We start from the raw sequence: 20,849 nt of genomic DNA, 5'->3' as shown, positions 1-20,849 counted from the left end.
CTTGCTATGAGCTAAAATTACAAATATTTGGCATCAAAAATACTTTTTAAGGTTGATTCTTAGATAACCTATTAGATATTCCTCGCTATTACGATCTATGCTTTAGGAACCATTTAATTAACCCCAGATTCTTTCACTGTCAAGACCACTAAAAACGGTAAACTTTTCCAACAGAAAAGGATAAAAAGGCAGCTAAGTTACTACGGGCGATTTCCCACGCACCAGCCGCAAAAACAAAATTACTTGAACAGTTCACCCCCCAAAGGGTCCCCCCCATTAAATGCAATTTTCTTTTTGGCCAGGCTACGCCCGTAAACTAGGTCGCTTTCTTTTTTTCCTTTTTTTCTTTTGGAAAAATTCACAACAAAAAAAACAGGGAGCTGAGAAAAACAAGCGAAACAAAATTGTACAACTTAAAACACAAAAAGATGAACATTATCGGACGAGTGACAGCAGATGCAAGCGTGCAAACCCTGTCAAATGACAAAACAGTGGTGAATTTCTCAGTAGCTACCAACGAAAGCTACCGTAACAAACAGGGCGAAAAAATCGAACAAACTACGTTTTTCGATTGCTCGTATTGGCTAAGTGCCAAAGCTGCAAAAATCTTAACAAAAGGTGCATTGGTAGAACTTACCGGAAGGATAAGTGCAAGAGCATGGACAGGCGCAGACGGACAGGCAAAGGCTAGTTTGAATTTTCACACCTCCAATATCAAACTGCATCATAACGGAAAAAAAGCCGAAACAGGGCAGCAGCCCGCAAAAGAGCAAGCCGCTCACGAAAACTTTGCGGAGGATGACATCGACGATGATATGCCGTTTTAATAACCCTAGTTAGCCTAATATAAACCTATTTAACATTAAAAGCCATGACAACAATAAATATAGCAGATGCCGCAATCTACGTAGGAACGTATAAAAAATACAATGAGGGTTCACTTGGTGGAAAGTGGTTAAAACTTTCAGACTACGCAGACAAAAAGGAGTTTTACAAGGCTTGCAAAAAGTTGCATAAAGACGAACAAGACCCGGAATACATGTTTCAGGACTACGAAAATATACCGGAATCACTAATCAATGAAAGTTGGATAAGCGACCGCTTTTTTGAGGTTAGGGATGCAATAGAGAATATGGGAGAAAATCTAAAAGAGCCTTTTATGATTTGGTGCAATAACGGGTGCGGTGATTTGTCAAAGGAAGATATAGACGACTTAATTAGTGCTTTTGAAAGCGAATACATCGGCGAGTACGATAGCGAAGAAGATTATGCACGTGAACTTATCGAACAAAGAGACGATTTAACAGACTTCGCAAAGCAGTACTTCGACTACGAAGCCTATGCAACAGACCTTTTTTGTGGGGACTATTGGAGCAATGGCAGATATATTTTTCAGAATCCTTAAAAACATTTTTTAATCATCGGTAACCGCCAAATGGCGGTTGCCATAAAACAGTATAAATCAAAATTTAGCTTATGAAAACTTTAAATACGAAGGCAAAAACGATCTTTTGTGAGTTGATAGACAAAATGGAATCTTTAGATCACCTTAAAATCACAAATGAACCAATGATCCCATTGGTAATAGAATACCTACACGTAAACATTTCAACCCCTATCGGCATAGGAAAGCAATACAGCCTTTGCCACTATTTCAAACAAAACGGTGATCAGATGCAAGACCCGGAAATGTGTTTTATCGTTGTAGATAACCGAACGCAAACCAATTGCAACATTGATCTCGTTTCAATTGTACCCTATATGTTTCAACAAGCATCGGGCGGGATTTATCAGGAAAGCATTTTTTTTGAAAATTTCAAAATCGCTGAAATAAACCATAAGATACAACGAGATCACACGCTGTTCGCTGATTTTTGGCTGTCGAATATTCAACAATCAGGCTACCTAGATGAACAAATGTAAAAATTATGGGTAAGCCATTCACAGCAGAAAGATTGGAAAACATCCGTAGGATTCGCAAGGCAAGACGACTGTTTAAGCAACAACCATTATTTGCCTTTTTGATCATGCTCGAAAGTTATCCCTACTATAGCTATGAAAAATTCACAGACGATTTACGAATAAGATCAAAGAGGAAAAAGCGGAAAGGCAAGAGCAATCTCCAACGTTACGGGAGATACTTCAGAATGATGGAATTGATCGGATTATACAATAAGACAGGCAATGTAGACTTCGCAATTCAGTCAGCCAAATTACGGGAGCGATTAACAAAACCATATAGGGTACAATTTAAATTGAATAATGTTCGATTGGAGTACAGATTTGCGGCAACAATACCAATTCACCGGATTGAAGAATTGGTAAACAAGTTAAACGACTGCAAACAGGAGGAACAAGCAAATAAGATCGTAGCCCTTTTTCGGGAAACACTACACATTAACTAATACAAACGGATATGAAAGTAACAGACTTGAACGGTTGCGACCTTGAAGTAACTGACCTTGAAAATGCCATCGAAAAAACAGGATGGTACAAAGAATATGAACACATTCCGCCTGTAGAAAGCGACAAGCAGCGCAAAGCATACTGGTCGGATTTACATGATAAACTATTAAAACTAAAAGAGCAACAAAATGAGCAATCTAGCAGATAAAACGCAGTACAAAGCATTGAGCATCATCGCTAATATGGTCAGGGAATTTGAAAGGCTTCATTATTTAGACATGACCAAAACTGACGATTACGATGCCTGTCAAGCCCGCAACCTTTTAGAGGGCATCATTCAGTCCAACGGCTATAGAATAAATTATGACAACAAGATCAAACACCCACTTTTAAAAGATAGAGACAATGGAAAATGAAAAAGCACTCACCGATTGGCTTTACAATCGATTTGTAGAAGCATCCCGCAAAGGAAAGCATGAACAGACGGACATCTATTTAGAACTATTAAACAAATGCGTTAACACCATGACACAACGCAAATTCGGCACTTTAAGACGGTTTGCGCGGGGACGGTTAAAAACCATTTACACCGCACTCAAAAATGGAACAGTAAAAAAACTGCTCCTAACAGGTGACGAGGGAACAAAGGAATTTGAAAAGACGATTTCAGACTATGAAAAAAGTCTCCGGGAAATGAATTTCCCGGAAGAAACAATAAAGGAATTGGTAATAGAAAAACGAATTAACTATGGCAACGACTAATTTTTTCAGACAAGTAGCAAGATTAAATATAACAGGCTCCCTACTATTAAATATTGCTAAGGGCGAGGATGACAAGCTGATCGTTTCGGTACTGTTACAGAATCAAGGTTGCGGAGATAAGGCAAAAAGCCTTATCCCTCCTTTGACCTTTACCGAAATTCCTCAAAAAATTGATGAAGCATTTTTTGAGGACATAAAAAGCCCGATGGAACTGACTTCTGCCGTAATGGTTGATATGGAAAACTACTTAAAGCAAGTAGAAGCCGCCAAATCACAATCCGCATTGGAAAAATCAAAAGCTTCCAAACCTGTAACTGCACCTAAGACCGAAACCAAACAGGACAAATACAATGCAGCAATGCAAAAGGTGGACGAACTCGAAAAAAAAGGAGAATTTAAAGAAGCTTGGATTAAAGTCCCAATGGCAGAGGAATACCCGGAACACGCAGAGGAAATTCAAAACCGGAGAACCTCCCTATCTGCAAAGTTTGCCCCTGACCTATTTAACGCTCCGGCAACACCCAAACAACCGTTAGAAGAACCTAAAAAGGAAAATGACCCATTATATCCGGCTTATGCAACAGGCGAAATTGAGCAAGAATGGGAAGAAGAAGATCAAGATCAGAATAATTAAAACCGAAGATTATGTTATTAGCAACGCAATTAAAACGAGTTTTCATCCTAACAGAAAACGGACAGGAAATTAAGCTATCTGACCCCGAACCTCAATGGAGTTGTGAAGCGGTCATGAACTTTTACAGCAATATGTACCCTATTCTAACCACCGCCAAAATATCCGCTCCTCAAATCATAGGCGATGCCGTACAGTACCATTTTGAGAGTGCTATGGGGACAAAAGGTTAAACCATTAAAACAAATACGATGAAATATGCACAAACAAATTATAGCGGGAACAATTACCATACCCACACAACAGCAACAAAAACAGTTACACCGACAATTAAACGAGTTCGCAAATTGGATGCAACGACCAAAAGATGCAAACGAGGTTCTGCGGGACAAGCAGCGATCTGTCCCGATAGCAATGTTACCAATGGTTTTTTAAAAAGTTCATTTTTACCAAAATTAGAAGCACCCGAAAATTTTAAGGCTTGTAGTGAAAGCCAAAAAACAGAAAGTGATTTTTACTTGTCGCTCGACCACTTGGCTAAACATTATCATTTAACGCCAATGCAATCTAAACAGTACGGCTATCCATATAATATTGCTTTGGCTTTGAATGACATAGAAACGCAGTTATCTAGCAAAATCCGGGATTGGGAAGAACTCCGGTTGATACAACAGGATAAAAAAACGTATTTCACAACCGAAGAACGTTACAATACAAGAGCAACGCTTTATTACATTCCGGTAATACCACTTTTTGAAATGCTCAACGATTCCAAGCGAAAAAAGGCAGCGCAATTACTCCTTTCTGTTTGCTCCTATTTATACCATATTGCAGCCATTCCCTATTACAGACAGGAAGATAGTTATTTGTATTCCATGTATGAAATGATGACCGATTGGCTACTATGTGATGACCAGGACGAGAACATTTCAGCTTATGGTACTCAGATCACTCAAGCAGAAATAATTGGTGATCGTATGGAACAGAAAATATACAATCATCATAACCTGAGCCGATTTTCTGCCCGGCTGAATAGCTTTAAAATCACAAATCAATTTGAACGGGACTGCTTTAAATTGGCTAATGAATCCTTTGCCATTTATGAGCAATACCCTGACCAGAACATTTTTCGAAATGTTCCATCAGGCAAAGAAACAGAAGATGATGACGAGGAAAATAGTATCGGTATGGAAAAATATGTCTCCTTTTGTGCCGATGACAAAGGTTTACTTTTCGATACACTTTTTGAAAGTGTAAATACCGAATTCCAAGAATACGCGCAGACCGAAGAACCTATCATTTTCAATCGCTTTAATGGAAAAAATGCCAACATCAAATCCTTAGATTTTGAGACCCGTGTTTTTGCAATAATTGATGACCTAATTTATTTATTGAACAATTTTCAAACATGAAAGATATAACAGAAGCATTCGGAACACTTTACCACCCTTTATCGGCTTTGGTTTTTTATCAAAGTAAAGGAAAAGATAAACATATCTATGTTGAGCATTTCGACATGGACAAAAACGGCAATCCCATTAATGCCCACCCTTTGACAACCAAGGAAGCCAAGATATTGAGCAAGGCATTAAACACCGAAAAGGAAGAGAGCAGCGCATTTTTAAATCCAAAAGGCATACTCCCTACTAATGTTTTACATATCAATGCGAGCGAAAACGGCACTGTACTTTGGTTCACTAAAAAAAAGCAAGTCAAAATGTTTTTTACTGAAAATTTGGGAATACAGGATGGCATAGCTGAAATCCCTGCAATGCTTTGGTTTGCCAATAAGCAAAATCTTATGGTTTTTGCACTTGGAAAAGACCGCAGACCTACCGAAAAAACATCATTGTACCATGCTCCTTTTTTTAACATTTATGAGGATGGACACGTATGCATGGGAACAGTGGATATAAACATCAAAAATTCCGCTTCGATAGAGGAATTTATACAGGCATGGGAAAAATATTTTTTCAATAGCTATTTCAGTCATTTGTTGGACAAGCACAATCCAGTCAATGGAAATTGTGTAAGCCTTTGGAAAAATCAAATAGAAACGGGCTCTTCCTTTCCGAAAGAAGCATTAAAAAAGACAAACAGAACCCTTAAATATTTAATAAAATGAACACAGATAAATTAAAAGTTCACTTCACGCACAAAGACCTGATCAATCCAACTAACCCTGTTTCCGTAAATGTAATAGGTGCAGGAGGAACAGGCTCTAAGCTAATGACAGCTTTAATGGAAATGAGCCACAGTTTAATAGAATTGGGACATCCCGGTTTGTCTGTAAGACTGTGGGATGATGATATAATTACTTTGGCAAATCTGGGCAGACAACGTTTTGCGCATAGCGAACTTGGCTTACATAAGTCCGTTGCAATTATAAACCGTATAAATCGTTGGTCAGGGACAAGATGGAAAGCCGAAGCAAGGAAATTTGAAATAGGTAGTTTAGGCAAATTACCCGAAAGAGCGAGTATTTATATTTCTTGCGTCGACAATGTTAAGACAAGGTTTGAAATTGCCGACATACTGAGTAAGCAGAATAACGATAAAGCCTATTCAAATCGCCCTCTATATTGGTTGGATTTTGGAAATAGTCAAAATACGGGACAAGTTATTTTATCTACAATAGCGAAGATCACACAACCTGATTCCGAAGAATTTGAAACAGTCGCAACTATGCCATTTATTACCGATGAATTTGGAGAGTTATTAAAGCAGTCTGAGGAGCAAGACAACACTCCGAGTTGTTCTTTAGCAGAAGCATTACAGAAACAGGAACTGTACATTAATTCAACTTTAGCTCAAATGGGCTGCTCCCTGTTATGGAATTTATTCCGCAATGGGCTAACACCCTACAAAGGTTTTTTCCTAAATCTTAAAGATTTCAGAAGTACCCCTATACCAGTCAATTAATCAAACCTCCCAGTCCGATTTCCTAAATCAGAAAATCGGGCGCGAAAATCGGAACACCCCTTTCCACCAACCTCATCAAGCCGGAGGATTGGAACGAGGGGCTGAGCTGTTTGCGCTTCTTTTTTCATGAGCCTTCTGCGAAAAAAAAGAAGCAAAAAACCAGTGTTGAAACCTTATTTTAGTCAGTTTAATACTATTTACGTTAACGAAATCTGACAAAAGAGAAAACCCTATTCTATATTCGTTTTATTCGGGCGAAACAAGACTATCAGTCCGGATTTCGTTATGTCTGATTTCTCCGCCGGTTGTGCCTGTCTGCTTGGCAAAAAACAACACCACCAGAGCGAAAATCACTGTGATACCAGTAACAATCATATTAAAACTTTTTTGTTTAAAGCTTGACCATAGTCCAAATATGGAAAAGCCCCCCAATATATAAGACAACAAGGCAAAGGTCTCGGCAGTCTCTTCATGCCGTTCGATATAATCTTTGGTAACCCCACTTATTTTTTCTGCAACCTCTTCAGCACCATCACCTGTAGCCATAGCAGCCAGGACAGACAAAGCACCAATAATAAAGATTAAATAAGCAGTTCGCTTAACCGCTTCAGATTTGGATATGAATCCTGTAAGTATAACCACCAGCCCTGCAACAGGAAAAACGATCGGTAAATGATTTACCACTAAATGCCAATGTGCTCCGTTCATATTGTTTGTAATTTTATATTAAACATTGACTCCAAAAAGAGATCCTACAAATGCTGATAATCCCATCGCAATTGTACCCCAGATCGTAATTCTGACAATTGCTTTTAAAGCACTTGAACCACCTGTTTTTGCAGCAGTAGTACCTAAAATCATTAGAAAAACAATAGTAAAACCATATAACCAGTATTCCATACCTTTTACTGGTGCAAAAAGAATGACTAATAACGGTAACAGCCCTCCAACTGTAAAAGCTGCGCCAGACGCTAATGCCGCCTGAATAGGATTTGCTTTACTGATTTCATTGATACCCAACTCATCTCTGACATGAGTACCAAGGGCATCTGATTCAGTCAACTCAATCGCCACCTGCATAGCCGTTTCCTTCTTTAAACCTCTTCTTTCGTATATCTGTGCTAGTATTTTAAGTTCTTCTTCAGGCATATCTTTAAGTTCCTGTATCTCTCTTTCAATATCACCTCGCTCAATATCAGTTTGAGAACTCACAGAAACATATTCACCTGCAGCCATTGACAATGCACCAGCTACAAGCCCGGCCACTGTCGCCAAAACAATTGGCTCCCTTGTCGTACTTGCCGCGGCTACACCAATTGCAAGACTTGAAATAGAAATAATTCCGTCATTTGCCCCAAGAACAGCCGCCCTTAGCCAGTTGCTCTTATGGATGTAATGATTATCTAAATAGTTGTCAATTGTGATCATATCATTTGTATTTATTTAAAAATATCCAATTATTTCCTTTAAAATACCCCCTAATAAGTTAGTCTTATATTTTATCCATTCTACATGAATCGTTCAAATGATCTCCAATATTTGTCTTTGTAAATATCATAAGTCAAACTTATTCTACCATCGTATTTGTTTTTCAGACCATCAATAACCTTTGATGGCTTCCTAAAATCTTGGCAAGCAAAATAAACTAGCCGTTCATTATCGGCAGTCTGTCTACCAATATTAAGATAACCATCGGAATCTTTGAGTTCCAGCATTATTTCATCTTCAAATATATTAAGCAACTGATATGTTTCGCTGTCTGGCATTCCATTATTATCATCCCCCTCGTATTTGATCACCACCTCTAAAATCCACGGATGAGAGGCTTTACTATCCCACTCCAGTAATGTTGTGTTGATCACAGCGAATAGAGGTTTGCCGTTATTAAGTTCGGCCTCAAAACTGGAATAGGTATCATTTTCCGTATCATGTCGCTTCCCGTCATACTTCTCAATAAACTCTTTCTCCCTCCAAACCAAATAGTCATAAAGCTTATCTATTGAAATCAAATCCTGTTTTGCTTGCTCTTTAGGAATTACCGATACCCTGTCAATGATTGTTACTGATTTTAATTCTCCAAGATAATTGTCCAGGAAGATATAGGTCCCGTTTGTTATCATTGATTTATTTTCTTCACTATAATTTATGTGAACAATCTCTATTTCAATTTCATCCGGATAGTTTTTATGCTCAATTGGATAGAAAAACATCGTTTCACCATCAAACGTATATGGTTCCATTTCTATTCTTGCGCTATCCTTTCCAAGAGCAGGTTTTAATGCAGTAAACTTCCAATTTGGCATCACCGGGGCTGACTTCACAAGATCTTCTACAAACGCAATATTTTTTATGACTCCATCCGGTGTCAAAATCAGTTCCGCTGTATTATCATCAAACATTCCTGTCAAAAAATAAATACCATCTTTAAGCACTGATAATTTAGGAGACAATTCATCAAAGAAATCTCTTTCTATATTACTTCTATTCTTAACAACTTCAAAGAATTTTCTCTGGTTTTTTTGAAACCAGTCCCAGAAATCAATCTCAGTTTTTACAAAATCTTCTTTCTTTTTAAAAATGCTTTTTAAAAAATTCATATTTTCAATTACTGTTACTTATTAATATCAATTGCAATGATTTATGAAAGAAATACTCACCATTTCCATATCTGAGGTTCGTCTTTCCAAACTAAAAGCCTGAATTCTTCATAATGATTCCCATTACCAATAGTGTGGTTATCTCTATGTCCTTTTCCCAAAATGAGTTTATGTAAAATCCCACTTGAAGATCCCACCCATAAAATTTGCTCATCATCAGAAATTGTCATCCCACTTATTGTTGAACCTAAAAAATGTCTCCATATCTTATTCCCATTTTTATCAAATGCTTTTATATAGCCATAAGCATCACCAAGTATATAATATTTGCTTGTTGCTAAGCCAGTATACACCCGCATTTCTTCATCAATTATTTTATAGTCATCACTTTCAACATAGGCTTCAATACATATTCCATTTAATATATCAGAATCAACCCCAATAGTAACGCCATTATAGAAATGACAGGAATTCGTTATTAACTGGTCATCATCGTTTGAGAATAGGCAAAAATGAGGATAAGACGATTGCGGACCAATACTCCCTAAAAAGTTACCGTCTGAATCTAATACCCTATGGTCATACGTTTGATCTCCAGCCACAATGTATCTGTTATCATTGGATAATGTAGCATTTTCCATGCTCATATAAGGAGACCAGTCTTCTTCATTGTCTTCATTAACCGGATGAATGAGTTTCTCCCCATTTTGAGATAAGAGAAAAATCCCCTCTTCTGTCACTACTAAGACTTTATTTCCGTCATTGAATGGAATTAATTCCGTGATCCCAAGTTGAGCAATATAATGTAGCTTAAATTCTTGTATAAGCTCTCCATCCCAACCTTTAAAAGTTGATATTTTGTTTTCTGTAGCAATTCCAAAAATATTATTTTTCTTAGACTTACCAATCGCATGAATGCCCTCATCGAGTATTACTATTTCATCATTATTTAAGATATATGCTTGTCTTTTTTGATGTGCAGTGCCTGTTAAGAAAACAATTTTCTGCCCATCAACAAAATGGAATTGTTCTATGCTCTGTGCTTGCTTTTCCAAAAAAGATATTATGGGAGAATGTGATGGTGGAAAACGATTCCTGAAATCTTCCACACTATTATCAATGTTAGCTTTCTTTAACTGGCGAATTACTTCTTCAGCTAAATGTTCTCTCTTGTCTTCTGGCTCTTTATCCTTCCAATTTTCCCAACCGATTTTTTCGCCAACTTCAATCATTTCATTGATTTCTTCAGCATATTTCGATCCTTTGGAGTTCCATTCATCCTGTATGCTTGATTTATTCTTATTAAAAAGGTTCATTATCAAATTCATAAAATCATTTTGCATTAAACTTACTATTCAAACTCAGTTCTGTTTCTTATCCATTCTCCGCCCTGAGAATCCCGATCCGCAGCCTCTCCATATCCTAAATCAAACACATCATTTAAGGAGCAATCACGTTTTATCAGTTCTTCCAATGCTACTATTTTTATGTCTTCAGGCATTTGATCACCAGTTAGAAATTGCCAGTCACCATCCTCATCATGAACAACCCTTACTATCACCTTTTGTTCTTCAAGCCACTGACGAGTAGTAAAAACTGTCAAGTTTTTTGGTTCATTAAATTTAAAATCAGCATTTCTGTCAAGCAAAGGTTGTTTGTATAAAAACTCTTCTTCAAACCCTTCTTCCCAGGGAAATTTATCGTTCCGATCAGTCCATACAAGTTGTAAAGCTTCAAAATTCTTATCGCCATAATGGTTCAAAGCTGTACCAAAATAATCTTGAATATTTCTCTTATCGACTTTTAAAAATACTGCCCGGTTATCCTGAAATATTTCATTATAAATATTTTCACTTTTAATCTGCTCTCCCTTCTTAATCATAACCGCAACATCATTAATTATCTCATGGGCAATTTCATTAGGAAGTCCAAAGCAAATGATCTCCGGATGATTATAGGTCTCTGTCAGACCAATGCTGTAAGCAAATGAAGGTAAATAGCTGGTTGAACTGACATGAATTACCTGAAGTCCGAATTGATCGACATTTAATTTAATTTTCCGAAGAAGTTCCTTGTCTTCTATACAATTGTATTTTTCTTTTTTAGTCATCATTTAATTCCTCAATTGATTGCGCAATCTTTTCTGTTTCCCCGTTTTCATGGAACCATAAATATATTTCTCTTCCTAACACCTTTCGGTCTTGCTTTGATGGTAATAACACCAAAAAGTCACCACAACCGTTAGAAGCGATCGCTATCCCATTTGATGGAAAATTCCCCCAAACCTTCTCTACATATTTTACCTGTTACCAAAACTTCCACCAAGGCTTTCCACAAACGATAGTATTTATTTCCTGCTTATTTTTATTTAGCATCGTTTCTGAAATTTTTTCATATCTGTACCCCGATAATATTGTTTCAAAAAGTGAATCATCAGCACTATCTAATTCCTCATCAAAATATCGCTTGCAAATAGAAAACACAAAATTTTCACCTACTTGATCCTCACTAAATACCTCATCAGGGGAATCATCAAAAACATAAATTCGTTTTCCGCTGTCATCCAATCTAGACTTACTCAATAGATCTTTTTCTTCATCAAGAGGATTACCCTCTTCTATAAATGTTCCATCGTTAGCACTTCCTGCTCTCGTCCTAATTTTTTTTCCATTTTTTATCACTGAGTACCCCCATAAGTTTACTACACTATGAAGTACAAACGAGCAAATTTCGGAATTAGGAAAAAGACGGTTAACAGCATGTTCTGCTTGAGTTTCATAATCTTCAAAAAAAAGCATAGGAATTTCAGGGGTACACACCAGTAAATTGTCTTTGTATGAACCTATATAAACCGTATTATCGTCCGGATTTATAGCTACATCAAACTGCTCATCCTTAATTTTTGTTATACCTTCAAAGCATAACTCATTTAACAATATTTCATTGTCAACTTGTCTTGGTTTATTAATAATTATCGCAAATGCTTTCCATCCCATATCTTTTCTTAATTATTTGTCAGTTGCAACTCCGTCATTTGCTCCAAGAATAGCTATTCTTAACCAGCTCTCTTATGGATGTAATGATGTCTAAATAATTGTCAATAGTGATCATGACCTCTGTTTTAATATATTAAAAGTACTGATTACTATTGCGCCCCCACTAAAAACAGCTAATAAAACGTGAAGAAAGTTCAAACCAAGTGTCCAACCGCCTTTTCACAAATCACTACTGCAATATTTAATTGAAAATCTTTTTAAACTTGTCCCAAAATGTTTTTTCTGAATGTGTATTTGCTTGACTTACCATCGCAATCTCTTGAAGATTTTCCTTGCTTTGCTTGCTTAGTTCCTCCATATATTGTGGCATTTCTCCGAGCAACATTTCTTTTGTATATCTCATTTTATCATCCATATAGTAAACGAAAGCATTACTTAGCTCAATCAACGCAACTGAAACAAGCCCTATGCATGCACCTGCCACAAAGTCTCCACCCCAAACAAAGGAAATCGCCGTTTCCTGATTCATTAAATCAGACTCAATCCACTCTGCTTCGTTTTCCGATACTACATTCCTTGCAGCATCAACAAATGTTTCAAAATATACCTGCTTTCCGTTCAGACTACACATAATTCCCTCCTGATCTATTTGTTCATCAAGTCCGTTCAATATCTTGAAATCATACCCTAGTTGTTGTATAGTATACTGAATCTGTGCTTTGGTTGGTATAGTTGCTTTTTTTACAAAAGCTATTTGTGTCATAGACATAGTTGGTCTATTTTAAAATTAAAATAATGTTTTGTAAACTTACCACTGGTTAATCAAATCAAGCAAAAGCTACATTAAGGATTAAGTTCAATCGTATTAAATTTAGATAACAATTCATCTTCACTGTCCGGTTTATCATACGCATCGGCTTCTGTTAGATGCCCATCTTGACCGCTGATCCTGGTTAATCGCTTTCCTTGTCTAAAAACAAGTTGAAGTCCATGTTCCTCCTCCCAATCACATTCACAAGCAATTTGAAGGTAAATATCATTATCTCCAGAGTGCCGTCTTGAAATATAAATTTCTGTTGGCTGAATAAATTTCCAGATTTCATTTTCGTTTTTGATTTGCCTTAAAGCCTCATCAGCCTCATCAAATCCCACATCTGCCAAAAAGTTCATACAATTGTTAAAAACTAGTCCGGAAATTGATCTTCTATCGTTAGTTGTAAGTTTTAAAAAATTTGTCAAAGACTGATCTGCCTCTTGAATAAATGTTCTATCATATTCAGGCTCAAAATCCATAAATATAATCTCTAACTTAAGATTGTCTAAAAATGGAATTTCAATCGCAGAACTTTTCCACCAATCAGAAAAAGTTTCATCCTGTTTAAATTCTCCTATAATATTTGATTTAATTACATTTTCCATAATTACTGATTTTTACCAAAATTTCCACCAAGGTTTCGCTTTATTATGATTGATGTTCTTGTTCTGCAAATTCCTACTCCGGTATATCCAAGTTAATATTTTACCATTTACAATCTTATATATTCACAAAATATCACATTTTTTATTTTTTTGTTGTTTTTTTAAAGCGAAAAATAGAAATACTACCAATTCTCAAATATTTTCACATCTTTGCCAATCTCCCTATATCCCTTGATATTTAATAGCTAAATCGTTATATTTAGACTAAGAATACAACAATTGAAAGCGAAAGCCCTATATGATGAAAAGGAACTTCTAATTAAATTAGGAGAGGGGAAAGAAACTGCATTTAATACCTTATATGATCTTTATTCAAACCGGATCTACAACCGCTTATTAAAGCTTACTCAATCAGAACAACTGGCAGACGAACTCTTACAGGACACTTTTGTTATACTTTGGAATAAACGAGATACCATTAATCCCGACCTATCCATAAAATCCTGGCTTTATAAAGTAGCGGAAAATGAGGTTTATCAACTTTACCGAAAAATTGCACGGGACAAAAAGCTTCAAGAACATATTGTTTCAACTTTTTTAGAAAGTTACTCCCACACAGAAGAAGGTATTTACCTGAAAGAAAGCCAGGAACTACTTGACAAAGCTATGGATCAGTTATCACCACAACGCAAGCAAGCTTTTAAGTTATGTAGATTAGAAGGTATGAGTTACCAACAGGCAGCCGAAATTATGGGCGTATCAAGCTCTACAGTTAGTAACCATTTGGTACAGGCGACTAGTATGGTTCGTGACTATATCTTTAAATCAAAGGAAAGAATAGCGCTAATTGTTGTTGCACTCCTTTGGAATCCATAAAGCATTGATAAACAGCCAGATACCTTTAAACAACTCAAACTCCTTAAATAAATCGGGATTATTAAAAATATTATTTAGAATAATTCCGTCAAATGAAATCTTTTCAAAACCTAAATTTTGAACAGCATAGAATTGATTTTTACCCCATATCGGATAAGCTACTAAATGAAATGATTTATCACCAGGGTTATTAATATCAGTTTTATCGAAACTAACAAATCCTTTTCGAGCTTTATCAACAAAATCTTCTATATACAGTTCCCGATGGTATGCCGATTTGAAACGCTTTATCTCATTAAGGTTCGGATTAATCTTGCATTCAAATTGTTGCCTCGCTGCTCGAAATTTTGAAGCATTACCATTTAAAATATTGTCTAATTCCATTAATCGTTCAGGTAGTATGCCTCCGGCACTTGCGACATGTATTGCACATACATCAATCCTATTATCCAGAAACGGATAGATTATTTCGCCAACGATTGATATACTTTTTTCGCTCCGAATTATTTTATTAAGAGCGTTTTCGATTGGTATAAAAATATCCATGTCCGCCGTGAGTTGATCTTCAATAGAGAATGCCATAATTAAATAAATGTTTTTTTACAATTTTCACAGGTTTCGATTATTTCTGAAGTTCTTGGTCTATAAGGAGTACTAAATTTTATATCCGAAACTTCATAATTAGATCTACAATTCAATAGAAGATAATTTGCACAATCTACTTCCGCGCATTTTCCGACTGTATTTTCACCAACTTTCTTTCCAATTACACCAACCTTATTTAATGCTTTTTCTAATTTTGGAGCAATTGGAGGTTTTAAAAACCGAGTAATACCAATTTTTCTTTTGTTCCAAAGCAACCCGCCTATAATCACCGCTGGTAATTTAATAGCTTCTTCTAAAGAAATCTTGTTGCGTTTAATGTGCTTAGCAATTGTCTTACATTTCAAAAATACTTCTTTATCAAGATTCTCTATATCTCGGCTATTGACCCTGATTGCTTTTCTCACCAATTTTCTGAGGTCTTTTCTGAGGTCTTTTCTCATATTATACAAGTTTTAGTTCACAATCCATTTCACTCGCCGAACTCCCGCACGAATCCATCCCAGAATTAATATGATTTAACAGATCAAATAATTATCCTATTCGCTACAAAAACCTTCTATATTAGGTTGACCCAATTTAACAAATTCCATCTCCTCAACATTACGCATTCCCATAAAATCACATTTTTAAAATATTTTTCATTTTTTATCACATTTCACTAGTGTGTTTTTCTTTCCCAAGCATATAAGGAAGAAAAAGGCGAGTGAAAACATCACAAAACATACCACAACTATATAAACAGTTCCTATCCGGCAGGTGTACGCCCGAAGAGTTACAGGAACTGTTCCGGTACTTCGGAACTACCGATGAGGAAGTTTTACGCAACCTTATTAGTCAGGTTCCGGACGAAGAGGACGATCATGAGCCAATCACTGTAGCTAGAGCAGAAAAATTAGGTTACCTATACCAGAACATAAAGGCAAGAACTCATACATCGAAAGCCTATAAATGGAAGTATGCTGTAACTATTGCAGCTACATTGTTTATCATTTCCACATTTATCATTTACTTTTTAAAACGCTCCGATAACACAACAGTTCAACAAGCTCAGGTCTTAACTGAAGATGTTAAGCCTGGCAAGCAAGCAGCCACCTTAACTCTTGCTGATGGTAGAAAAATATTCCTTTCTGATGCCATCAACGGAAAAATTGCCGAAGAATCCGGTGTACGGATTACAAAGGATAAAAACGGACTGATAACCTATGAAATTTCCGGTGATCAGTCCGAACCAAATAGTACTAATACACTCTCGACTTCACGTGGGGAAACCTATCAGGTTATTTTACCTGATAAAAGTAAAGTATGGCTAAACGCCGCCTCTAGCATTACCTATTCCACTTCGTTAAAAGAGCGTGGCGAAGAAAGAAGAATTCTGTTAAGCGGCGAAGCCTACTTTGAGGTAGCGAAAGATAGAACCCGTCCTTTTATTGTAAAGACAAATGCTCAGGAAGTAAAAGTATTGGGTACTCATTTCAACGTGAATAGCTATGCAGATAAAAATCGCATTGTAACGACTTTGGAAGAAGGTTCAGTACAGATAAATCCTTTGGATAAAAGAATAAACCCGGTTGTTTTAAAACCCGGCCAGCAATCCCAACTTAGCGCTACATCACTTTCTATAGAACCGGCAAATATGGAGTCTGTATTAGGCTGGAAAAATGGATTGTTCGTTTTTGAGCAAGCAAGTGTACCTGATGTGATGAAAGAGATTTCCCGCTGGTACAATATTGATGTGGAATACAATGGCAAAATACCTGATGATAAAATTGGAGGTGGTATCTCCAGGCAATCAGACTTATCAGCCGTACTGCGAATGTTAGAACTGGTGAATGTCAAGTACAAAATTGTAAGTACAACATCCAGTGGCAGCTTAAAAATAGTGATCAACCCTTAACCTATAATAATTGACTAAATGTTTAACAAAATCCAAATCATGAAGTAGAAGAGAAAAAAAATCTAGGTAGTTAATAGCCCCTGCATAAAAAAGCCGGTAGCGTTGTTCAGAACGCTGCCGGCAATGTCTGGGGTTGTAATCATCCGTGTAAACTGTTTATCAACTAACCCAAACTATTCAAAAGTATGAAATTTTTCACATACGGGAATCTCCGTTCGCATCAAAAAATGCAGACAGTTTCCTGGCTAAAGGGACTTGACCCTGCAATCAAGAGAATGATCATCATGCGCATCAATTTATCGGTATGCTTTGTAGTGATGTGTATCATCAATGTTTATGCAAAAAATGCCACCGCACAAGGTATTTCACTAAAATATAAAAATGAATCTATAATCAATGTTATAGATGCTATAAAGAAGCAAAGTGGCTACCAGTTCCTTTACAATTACAAATCATTGAATAAGGCTAAAAAGGTTACTATTGAAGTAAAAGCTAAATCCCTACAGCAAACCTTAGAATTACTTTTTTCAAACCAGCCGTTCACCTTTGAAATTGTCCAAAAAACAATTGTCATCAAAGAAAAAGAGAACACCGATGAAAAAAATCCGCAGCAGACAAATATTGACGTTCGTGGCTTGGTCGTTGATCAGGACTCAAAACCTATGATTGGTGCTACAGTCAAGGTTAAGGGAGCTGCAAATGGGGTACTAACCAATCAGCAAGGAGAATTCTATTTAAATTCCGTAACTGAAGGTAGCATTATACAGGTTATATATATTGGTTATGCCATGCAAGAACTAACTGCACGAAAAGAACTTGGAACAATTCAAATGCAGGAAGCTGTAGGCGAGTTAAGCCAAATTGATGTAACGGTTTCCACCGGTTATCAGAATTTACCAAAAGAACGGGCTACTGGAGCCTTTACACAGGTTGATAATAAGACATTAAACCGTAATGTGGGTATAAATGTTCTGGATCGGTTGGAAGGTGTAACAAGTGGTTTGTTATTAAACCGAAACTTACCAACGGGAGAAGGTGCAAACAGTTCAAAAATAGCTATACATGGTCGTAGCACGCTTTTTGCATCGCCAGAACCACTCATTATTTTAGATGGTTTCCCTTACGAGGGCAACCTTGACCAGATCAATCCTGCCGATATTGAAAATATTACTATACTGAAAGATGCCGCAGCAGCCTCAATTTGGGGTACACGTGCCGGTAACGGAGTAGTCGTTATAACCTCAAAAAATGGCAGACAAAACCAACCACTTGCTATAAACGTAGCCTCAACAATTACCATCGGTAATAAACCAGATCAATATTATTTATTGCAGATTTCACCTAGTGACTACGTCGACCTCGAAACCTTTATGTTCTCAAAAGGTTACTATAACAGCGCCATAAACAGGCAATACTCTCCTATTTCTCCAGCTGTTGAACTACTTAAACAAAGACGAAACAATCAGATTACTGATACAGAACTCAATGAAAAGCTAAACCCCTTACGTAATCACGATGTACGCGACGAACTGGAAAGGTATTATTACCGTCCATCAGTATACCAACAGTACCAACTAAACCTAAACGGGGGTAGCACAAATAATTGGTATTACCTTTCTGCCGGTTACGATAAGAATTTACAAAACACCATTACCGATAAGTATGATCGTTTAACATTAACAGCCCGCAACACCTACACTTTTTTAAACCAACGCCTGAAAATTTCAGGTGATATGACGTACAATTCCAGTAATATTTTTAGCAAGTATGACACTTACCAGCCATACACTCCTTATGACCGTCTTGCTGATGAAAATGGTAAGGCACTATCTGTAGTAACATCATCTACTTTAAGCGAAGCTTACACAAGTTCGGCAGCGGTCGCCAGTTTATTAGACTGGAAGTTTCGCCCTTTAGATGAATTTATACCTAATCAACAAAGACAATTTAGTCAGATTAAAATTAATACTGCTGTAAATTTTGAGATTGCTAAGGGATTAAACCTAAGTGGAAGTTATCAATATCTTAAACAAACTTCGGATATTGACCGTAACAACCCACTAAGCAGCTTTTACACCCGCAACCTTATTAATACCTATTCTACCATTACAAACAATGTAGTTAATCGCGTAATTGAGCTGGGCGATATTCTTAATCTATCAAATTCAAAAAATATTTCAAAAATTGGCAGGGTACAACTGAATTTTAATAGAACCTTTTCTACCGATCATGAGGTAAACGCCATTGCGGGTTTTGAAGCAAGCGACTTGAGGTATAATTTATATAGCCAAACACTATATGGCTATGTTGAAGATACACAGGCAAACAGGAATTCCATCATTGATCCGCAGAAATTATATCCATATTTTTATGCTCCTGGTAGCAGTAGCCGTATAAATACAACACCTGGAACAGGTAACAGAACCGATATATCACAATCGCTTTACGCAAACGCTTCATATTCGTATAAACAACGTTATATTTTATCAGGAAGTGCCAGACAGGATAAATCAAATCTGTTTGGGGTAAATACCAACCAAAAGGGTGTTCCTCTTTGGTCAACAGGTTTCGCCTGGCTAATCAATAAAGAGAAATTTTACAATCTTACTTTGTTACCATCACTAAAATTACGTGCTACATTTGGTTATAGCGGCAATGTTGATCGTTCTGTATCAGGTTTACTAACCTCTCGGCAAAGTGGAGTGACAAATGAGTGGGGCAGTTTATATACTGACATAGTTAACCCGCCTAATCCTGATCTACGATGGGAGCAGGTTAAAACATGGAATGCAGGTATAGATTTTGGTTTAAAGGGCAACCGTGTTTATGGCAGTATTGATGTTTATCAAAAGAACGCTTTTGATTTAATTGGCAATAGTCTTATTGCAATGCAGAGTGGAGTAACACAGTTTAGGGGCAACAGTGCCAATCTACGTACACGAGGTGTTGATATTCTTTTAAACTCCCGTAACTTAACTGGTTTATTTGGATGGAACAGTAGTTTACTTTTCAACTATAATACAGATAAAGTTACCAGTTACAAAATTAAACAAGGTACTAATAATAATATTGTAAGCCGCAATTATGATAATCCGCTAGAGGGCTATCCCTATTATGCCATATATAGTTACCCTTCAGCGGGCTTAGATGCGACGGGTGCACCACAGGGCTACCTTAATGGCCAGGTTAGTAAAAGCTACTCAAACATCATTAACCTGTCAGACCCATCCCAAATTATCTATCATGGTTCTGCCTCGCCTAAATACTTTGGTAGCCTGCTCAATACTTTTAGTTATAAAAACATCGAATTATCTATAAATATCGCTTATAAACTTGGGTACTACTTCAGAAGAAAAGGAATATTTAATGGCACATACAGTACCAATTTGACTTTTTATGGAGATTATGACAAACGCTGGCAAAAACCAGGTGATGAACAAAATACCATTATACCAGCATTAATTTATCCTGCATCATCTGCTATATCCTCATTTTTCAATAATAGTTCTGATTTGATTGAAAAAGCCGATCATATTCGTTTACAAGACATTCGTTTAAATTATAACCTGACCAGCCTAGTATCTAAAGATTTACCTTTCAAATCTATATCTGCTTTTGCCTACCTAAAAAATACTGGTATCATTTGGCGGAAAAACAAATTAGGAATTGATCCCGATTATGGAACAAGATCCATTCCTGAACCTTTAAGTCTTTCATTTGGTGTTAACCTTAACCTATAA

The 20,849-nt window shown here is 36.6% G+C and carries 25 protein-coding genes and 1 pseudogene; 15 read left to right on the top strand and 11 right to left on the bottom strand.

All coding sequences use genetic code 11. The annotated features are described in order from the left end of the window. The first annotated feature begins 428 nt into the window (after positions 1-428). From B3394_RS10890 to B3394_RS10835, 12 genes are all read left to right on the top strand, one after another. The gene (locus B3394_RS10890) at positions 429-827 is read left to right on the top strand and encodes a single-stranded DNA-binding protein (RefSeq protein ID WP_286920421.1); all 399 of its coding nucleotides are present in this window, start codon (positions 429-431) and stop codon (positions 825-827) included. A gap of 44 nt (positions 828-871) precedes the next feature. Beyond that, on the top strand, positions 872-1,405 hold the full coding sequence (locus B3394_RS10885) for an antirestriction protein ArdA (RefSeq protein ID WP_286920420.1): 534 nt from the start codon (positions 872-874) through the stop codon (positions 1,403-1,405). 71 nt (positions 1,406-1,476) lie between these two features. Next, positions 1,477-1,923 carry a DUF6908 domain-containing protein gene (locus B3394_RS10880; RefSeq protein WP_286920419.1) on the top strand — a complete coding sequence of 149 codons (447 nt, stop codon included), beginning with the start codon at positions 1,477-1,479 and terminating at the stop codon, positions 1,921-1,923. Positions 1,924-1,928: 5 nt separating this feature from the next. Next, complete coding sequence (locus B3394_RS10875; RefSeq protein WP_286920418.1) at positions 1,929-2,405, top strand: hypothetical protein; 477 nt, start codon at positions 1,929-1,931, stop codon at positions 2,403-2,405. A gap of 11 nt (positions 2,406-2,416) precedes the next feature. Next, positions 2,417-2,614, top strand: coding sequence for a 3-isopropylmalate dehydratase (locus B3394_RS10870; RefSeq protein ID WP_286920417.1), 198 nt, complete (start codon positions 2,417-2,419; stop codon positions 2,612-2,614). After that, on the top strand, positions 2,595-2,822 hold the full coding sequence (locus tag B3394_RS10865) for a hypothetical protein (RefSeq protein WP_286920416.1): 228 nt from the start codon (positions 2,595-2,597) through the stop codon (positions 2,820-2,822). The genes B3394_RS10870 and B3394_RS10865 overlap by 20 nt, the downstream gene beginning before the upstream one ends. Then, positions 2,812-3,168 (top strand): hypothetical protein, encoded by a 357-nt coding sequence (locus tag B3394_RS10860; protein ID WP_286920415.1) that lies wholly within the window; start codon positions 2,812-2,814, stop codon positions 3,166-3,168. The genes B3394_RS10865 and B3394_RS10860 overlap by 11 nt, the downstream gene beginning before the upstream one ends. After that, positions 3,155-3,802, top strand: coding sequence for a prtrc system protein e (locus B3394_RS10855; protein WP_286920414.1), 648 nt, complete (start codon positions 3,155-3,157; stop codon positions 3,800-3,802). Before B3394_RS10860 ends, B3394_RS10855 begins: the two co-directional genes overlap by 14 nt. 11 nt (positions 3,803-3,813) lie before the next feature. Beyond that, positions 3,814-4,032 (top strand): PRTRC system protein C, encoded by a 219-nt coding sequence (locus B3394_RS10850; protein WP_286920413.1) that lies wholly within the window; start codon positions 3,814-3,816, stop codon positions 4,030-4,032. An 18-nt stretch (positions 4,033-4,050) separates the two neighbouring features. Next, positions 4,051-5,211 carry a hypothetical protein gene (locus B3394_RS10845; protein WP_286920412.1) on the top strand — a complete coding sequence of 387 codons (1,161 nt, stop codon included), beginning with the start codon at positions 4,051-4,053 and terminating at the stop codon, positions 5,209-5,211. Then, positions 5,208-5,924 carry a PRTRC system protein B gene (locus tag B3394_RS10840; protein WP_286920411.1) on the top strand — a complete coding sequence of 239 codons (717 nt, stop codon included), beginning with the start codon at positions 5,208-5,210 and terminating at the stop codon, positions 5,922-5,924. Before B3394_RS10845 ends, B3394_RS10840 begins: the two co-directional genes overlap by 4 nt. Beyond that, positions 5,921-6,721, top strand: coding sequence for a PRTRC system ThiF family protein (locus B3394_RS10835; protein WP_286920410.1), 801 nt, complete (start codon positions 5,921-5,923; stop codon positions 6,719-6,721). The genes B3394_RS10840 and B3394_RS10835 overlap by 4 nt, the downstream gene beginning before the upstream one ends. Before the next feature lie 246 nt (positions 6,722-6,967). Here the strand turns inward: B3394_RS10835 and B3394_RS10830 are convergent, their stop codons facing one another. From B3394_RS10830 to B3394_RS10795, 9 genes and pseudogenes are all read right to left on the bottom strand, one after another. Then, entirely contained in the window at positions 6,968-7,429 is a 462-nt protein-coding gene (locus tag B3394_RS10830; RefSeq protein ID WP_286920409.1) for a hypothetical protein, read from the bottom strand. Between the two features lie 18 nt (positions 7,430-7,447). Further along, complete coding sequence (locus B3394_RS10825; RefSeq protein WP_286920408.1) at positions 7,448-8,149, bottom strand: VIT1/CCC1 transporter family protein; 702 nt, start codon at positions 8,147-8,149, stop codon at positions 7,448-7,450. Between the two features lie 80 nt (positions 8,150-8,229). Further along, positions 8,230-9,318, bottom strand: coding sequence for a DUF695 domain-containing protein (locus B3394_RS10820; RefSeq protein WP_286920407.1), 1,089 nt, complete (start codon positions 9,316-9,318; stop codon positions 8,230-8,232). A 56-nt stretch (positions 9,319-9,374) separates the two neighbouring features. Next, on the bottom strand, positions 9,375-10,661 hold the full coding sequence (locus B3394_RS10815; protein WP_286920406.1) for a hypothetical protein: 1,287 nt from the start codon (positions 10,659-10,661) through the stop codon (positions 9,375-9,377). Positions 10,662-10,669: 8 nt separating this feature from the next. Then, positions 10,670-11,431 (bottom strand): DUF4262 domain-containing protein, encoded by a 762-nt coding sequence (locus B3394_RS10810; RefSeq protein WP_286920405.1) that lies wholly within the window; start codon positions 11,429-11,431, stop codon positions 10,670-10,672. Further along, positions 11,421-11,588: pseudogene (locus B3394_RS18170) on the bottom strand (SMI1/KNR4 family protein); the annotation flags it as partial. The gene B3394_RS10810 and the pseudogene B3394_RS18170, both read right to left, overlap by 11 nt. Positions 11,589-11,624: 36 nt before the next feature. Beyond that, positions 11,625-12,314 carry a DUF6928 family protein gene (locus B3394_RS10805; protein ID WP_286920404.1) on the bottom strand — a complete coding sequence of 230 codons (690 nt, stop codon included), beginning with the start codon at positions 12,312-12,314 and terminating at the stop codon, positions 11,625-11,627. Between the two features lie 241 nt (positions 12,315-12,555). Beyond that, positions 12,556-13,083, bottom strand: coding sequence for a hypothetical protein (locus tag B3394_RS10800; RefSeq protein WP_286920403.1), 528 nt, complete (start codon positions 13,081-13,083; stop codon positions 12,556-12,558). A gap of 74 nt (positions 13,084-13,157) precedes the next feature. Next, positions 13,158-13,733 carry a DUF6985 domain-containing protein gene (locus B3394_RS10795; protein WP_286920402.1) on the bottom strand — a complete coding sequence of 192 codons (576 nt, stop codon included), beginning with the start codon at positions 13,731-13,733 and terminating at the stop codon, positions 13,158-13,160. 279 nt (positions 13,734-14,012) lie between these two features. Between B3394_RS10795 and B3394_RS10790 the strand changes: the two genes are divergently transcribed. Next, on the top strand, positions 14,013-14,609 hold the full coding sequence (locus B3394_RS10790) for an RNA polymerase sigma factor (protein WP_286920401.1): 597 nt from the start codon (positions 14,013-14,015) through the stop codon (positions 14,607-14,609). Here the strand turns inward: B3394_RS10790 and B3394_RS10785 are convergent. Together B3394_RS10785 and B3394_RS10780 are read right to left on the bottom strand one after the other, a co-directional pair. Beyond that, the gene (locus tag B3394_RS10785; protein ID WP_286920400.1) at positions 14,577-15,191 is read right to left on the bottom strand and encodes a hypothetical protein; all 615 of its coding nucleotides are present in this window, start codon (positions 15,189-15,191) and stop codon (positions 14,577-14,579) included. The genes B3394_RS10790 and B3394_RS10785 overlap by 33 nt on opposite strands. A gap of 2 nt (positions 15,192-15,193) precedes the next feature. Beyond that, positions 15,194-15,655 (bottom strand): hypothetical protein, encoded by a 462-nt coding sequence (locus B3394_RS10780; protein ID WP_286920399.1) that lies wholly within the window; start codon positions 15,653-15,655, stop codon positions 15,194-15,196. A gap of 263 nt (positions 15,656-15,918) precedes the next feature. Between B3394_RS10780 and B3394_RS10775 the strand changes: the two genes are divergently transcribed. Further along, positions 15,919-17,109 carry a FecR family protein gene (locus tag B3394_RS10775; protein ID WP_286920398.1) on the top strand — a complete coding sequence of 397 codons (1,191 nt, stop codon included), beginning with the start codon at positions 15,919-15,921 and terminating at the stop codon, positions 17,107-17,109. 185 nt (positions 17,110-17,294) lie between these two features. Further along, positions 17,295-20,849, top strand: coding sequence for a SusC/RagA family TonB-linked outer membrane protein (locus tag B3394_RS10770; protein ID WP_286920397.1), 3,555 nt, complete (start codon positions 17,295-17,297; stop codon positions 20,847-20,849).

It is taken from the genome of Flavobacterium sp. UBA4197 (genome assembly GCF_002379575.1).
In the GTDB taxonomy this organism is placed as follows: domain Bacteria; phylum Bacteroidota; class Bacteroidia; order Flavobacteriales; family Flavobacteriaceae; genus Flavobacterium; species Flavobacterium inviolabile.
This window is presented reverse-complemented; position numbering and strand designations above follow the sequence as displayed.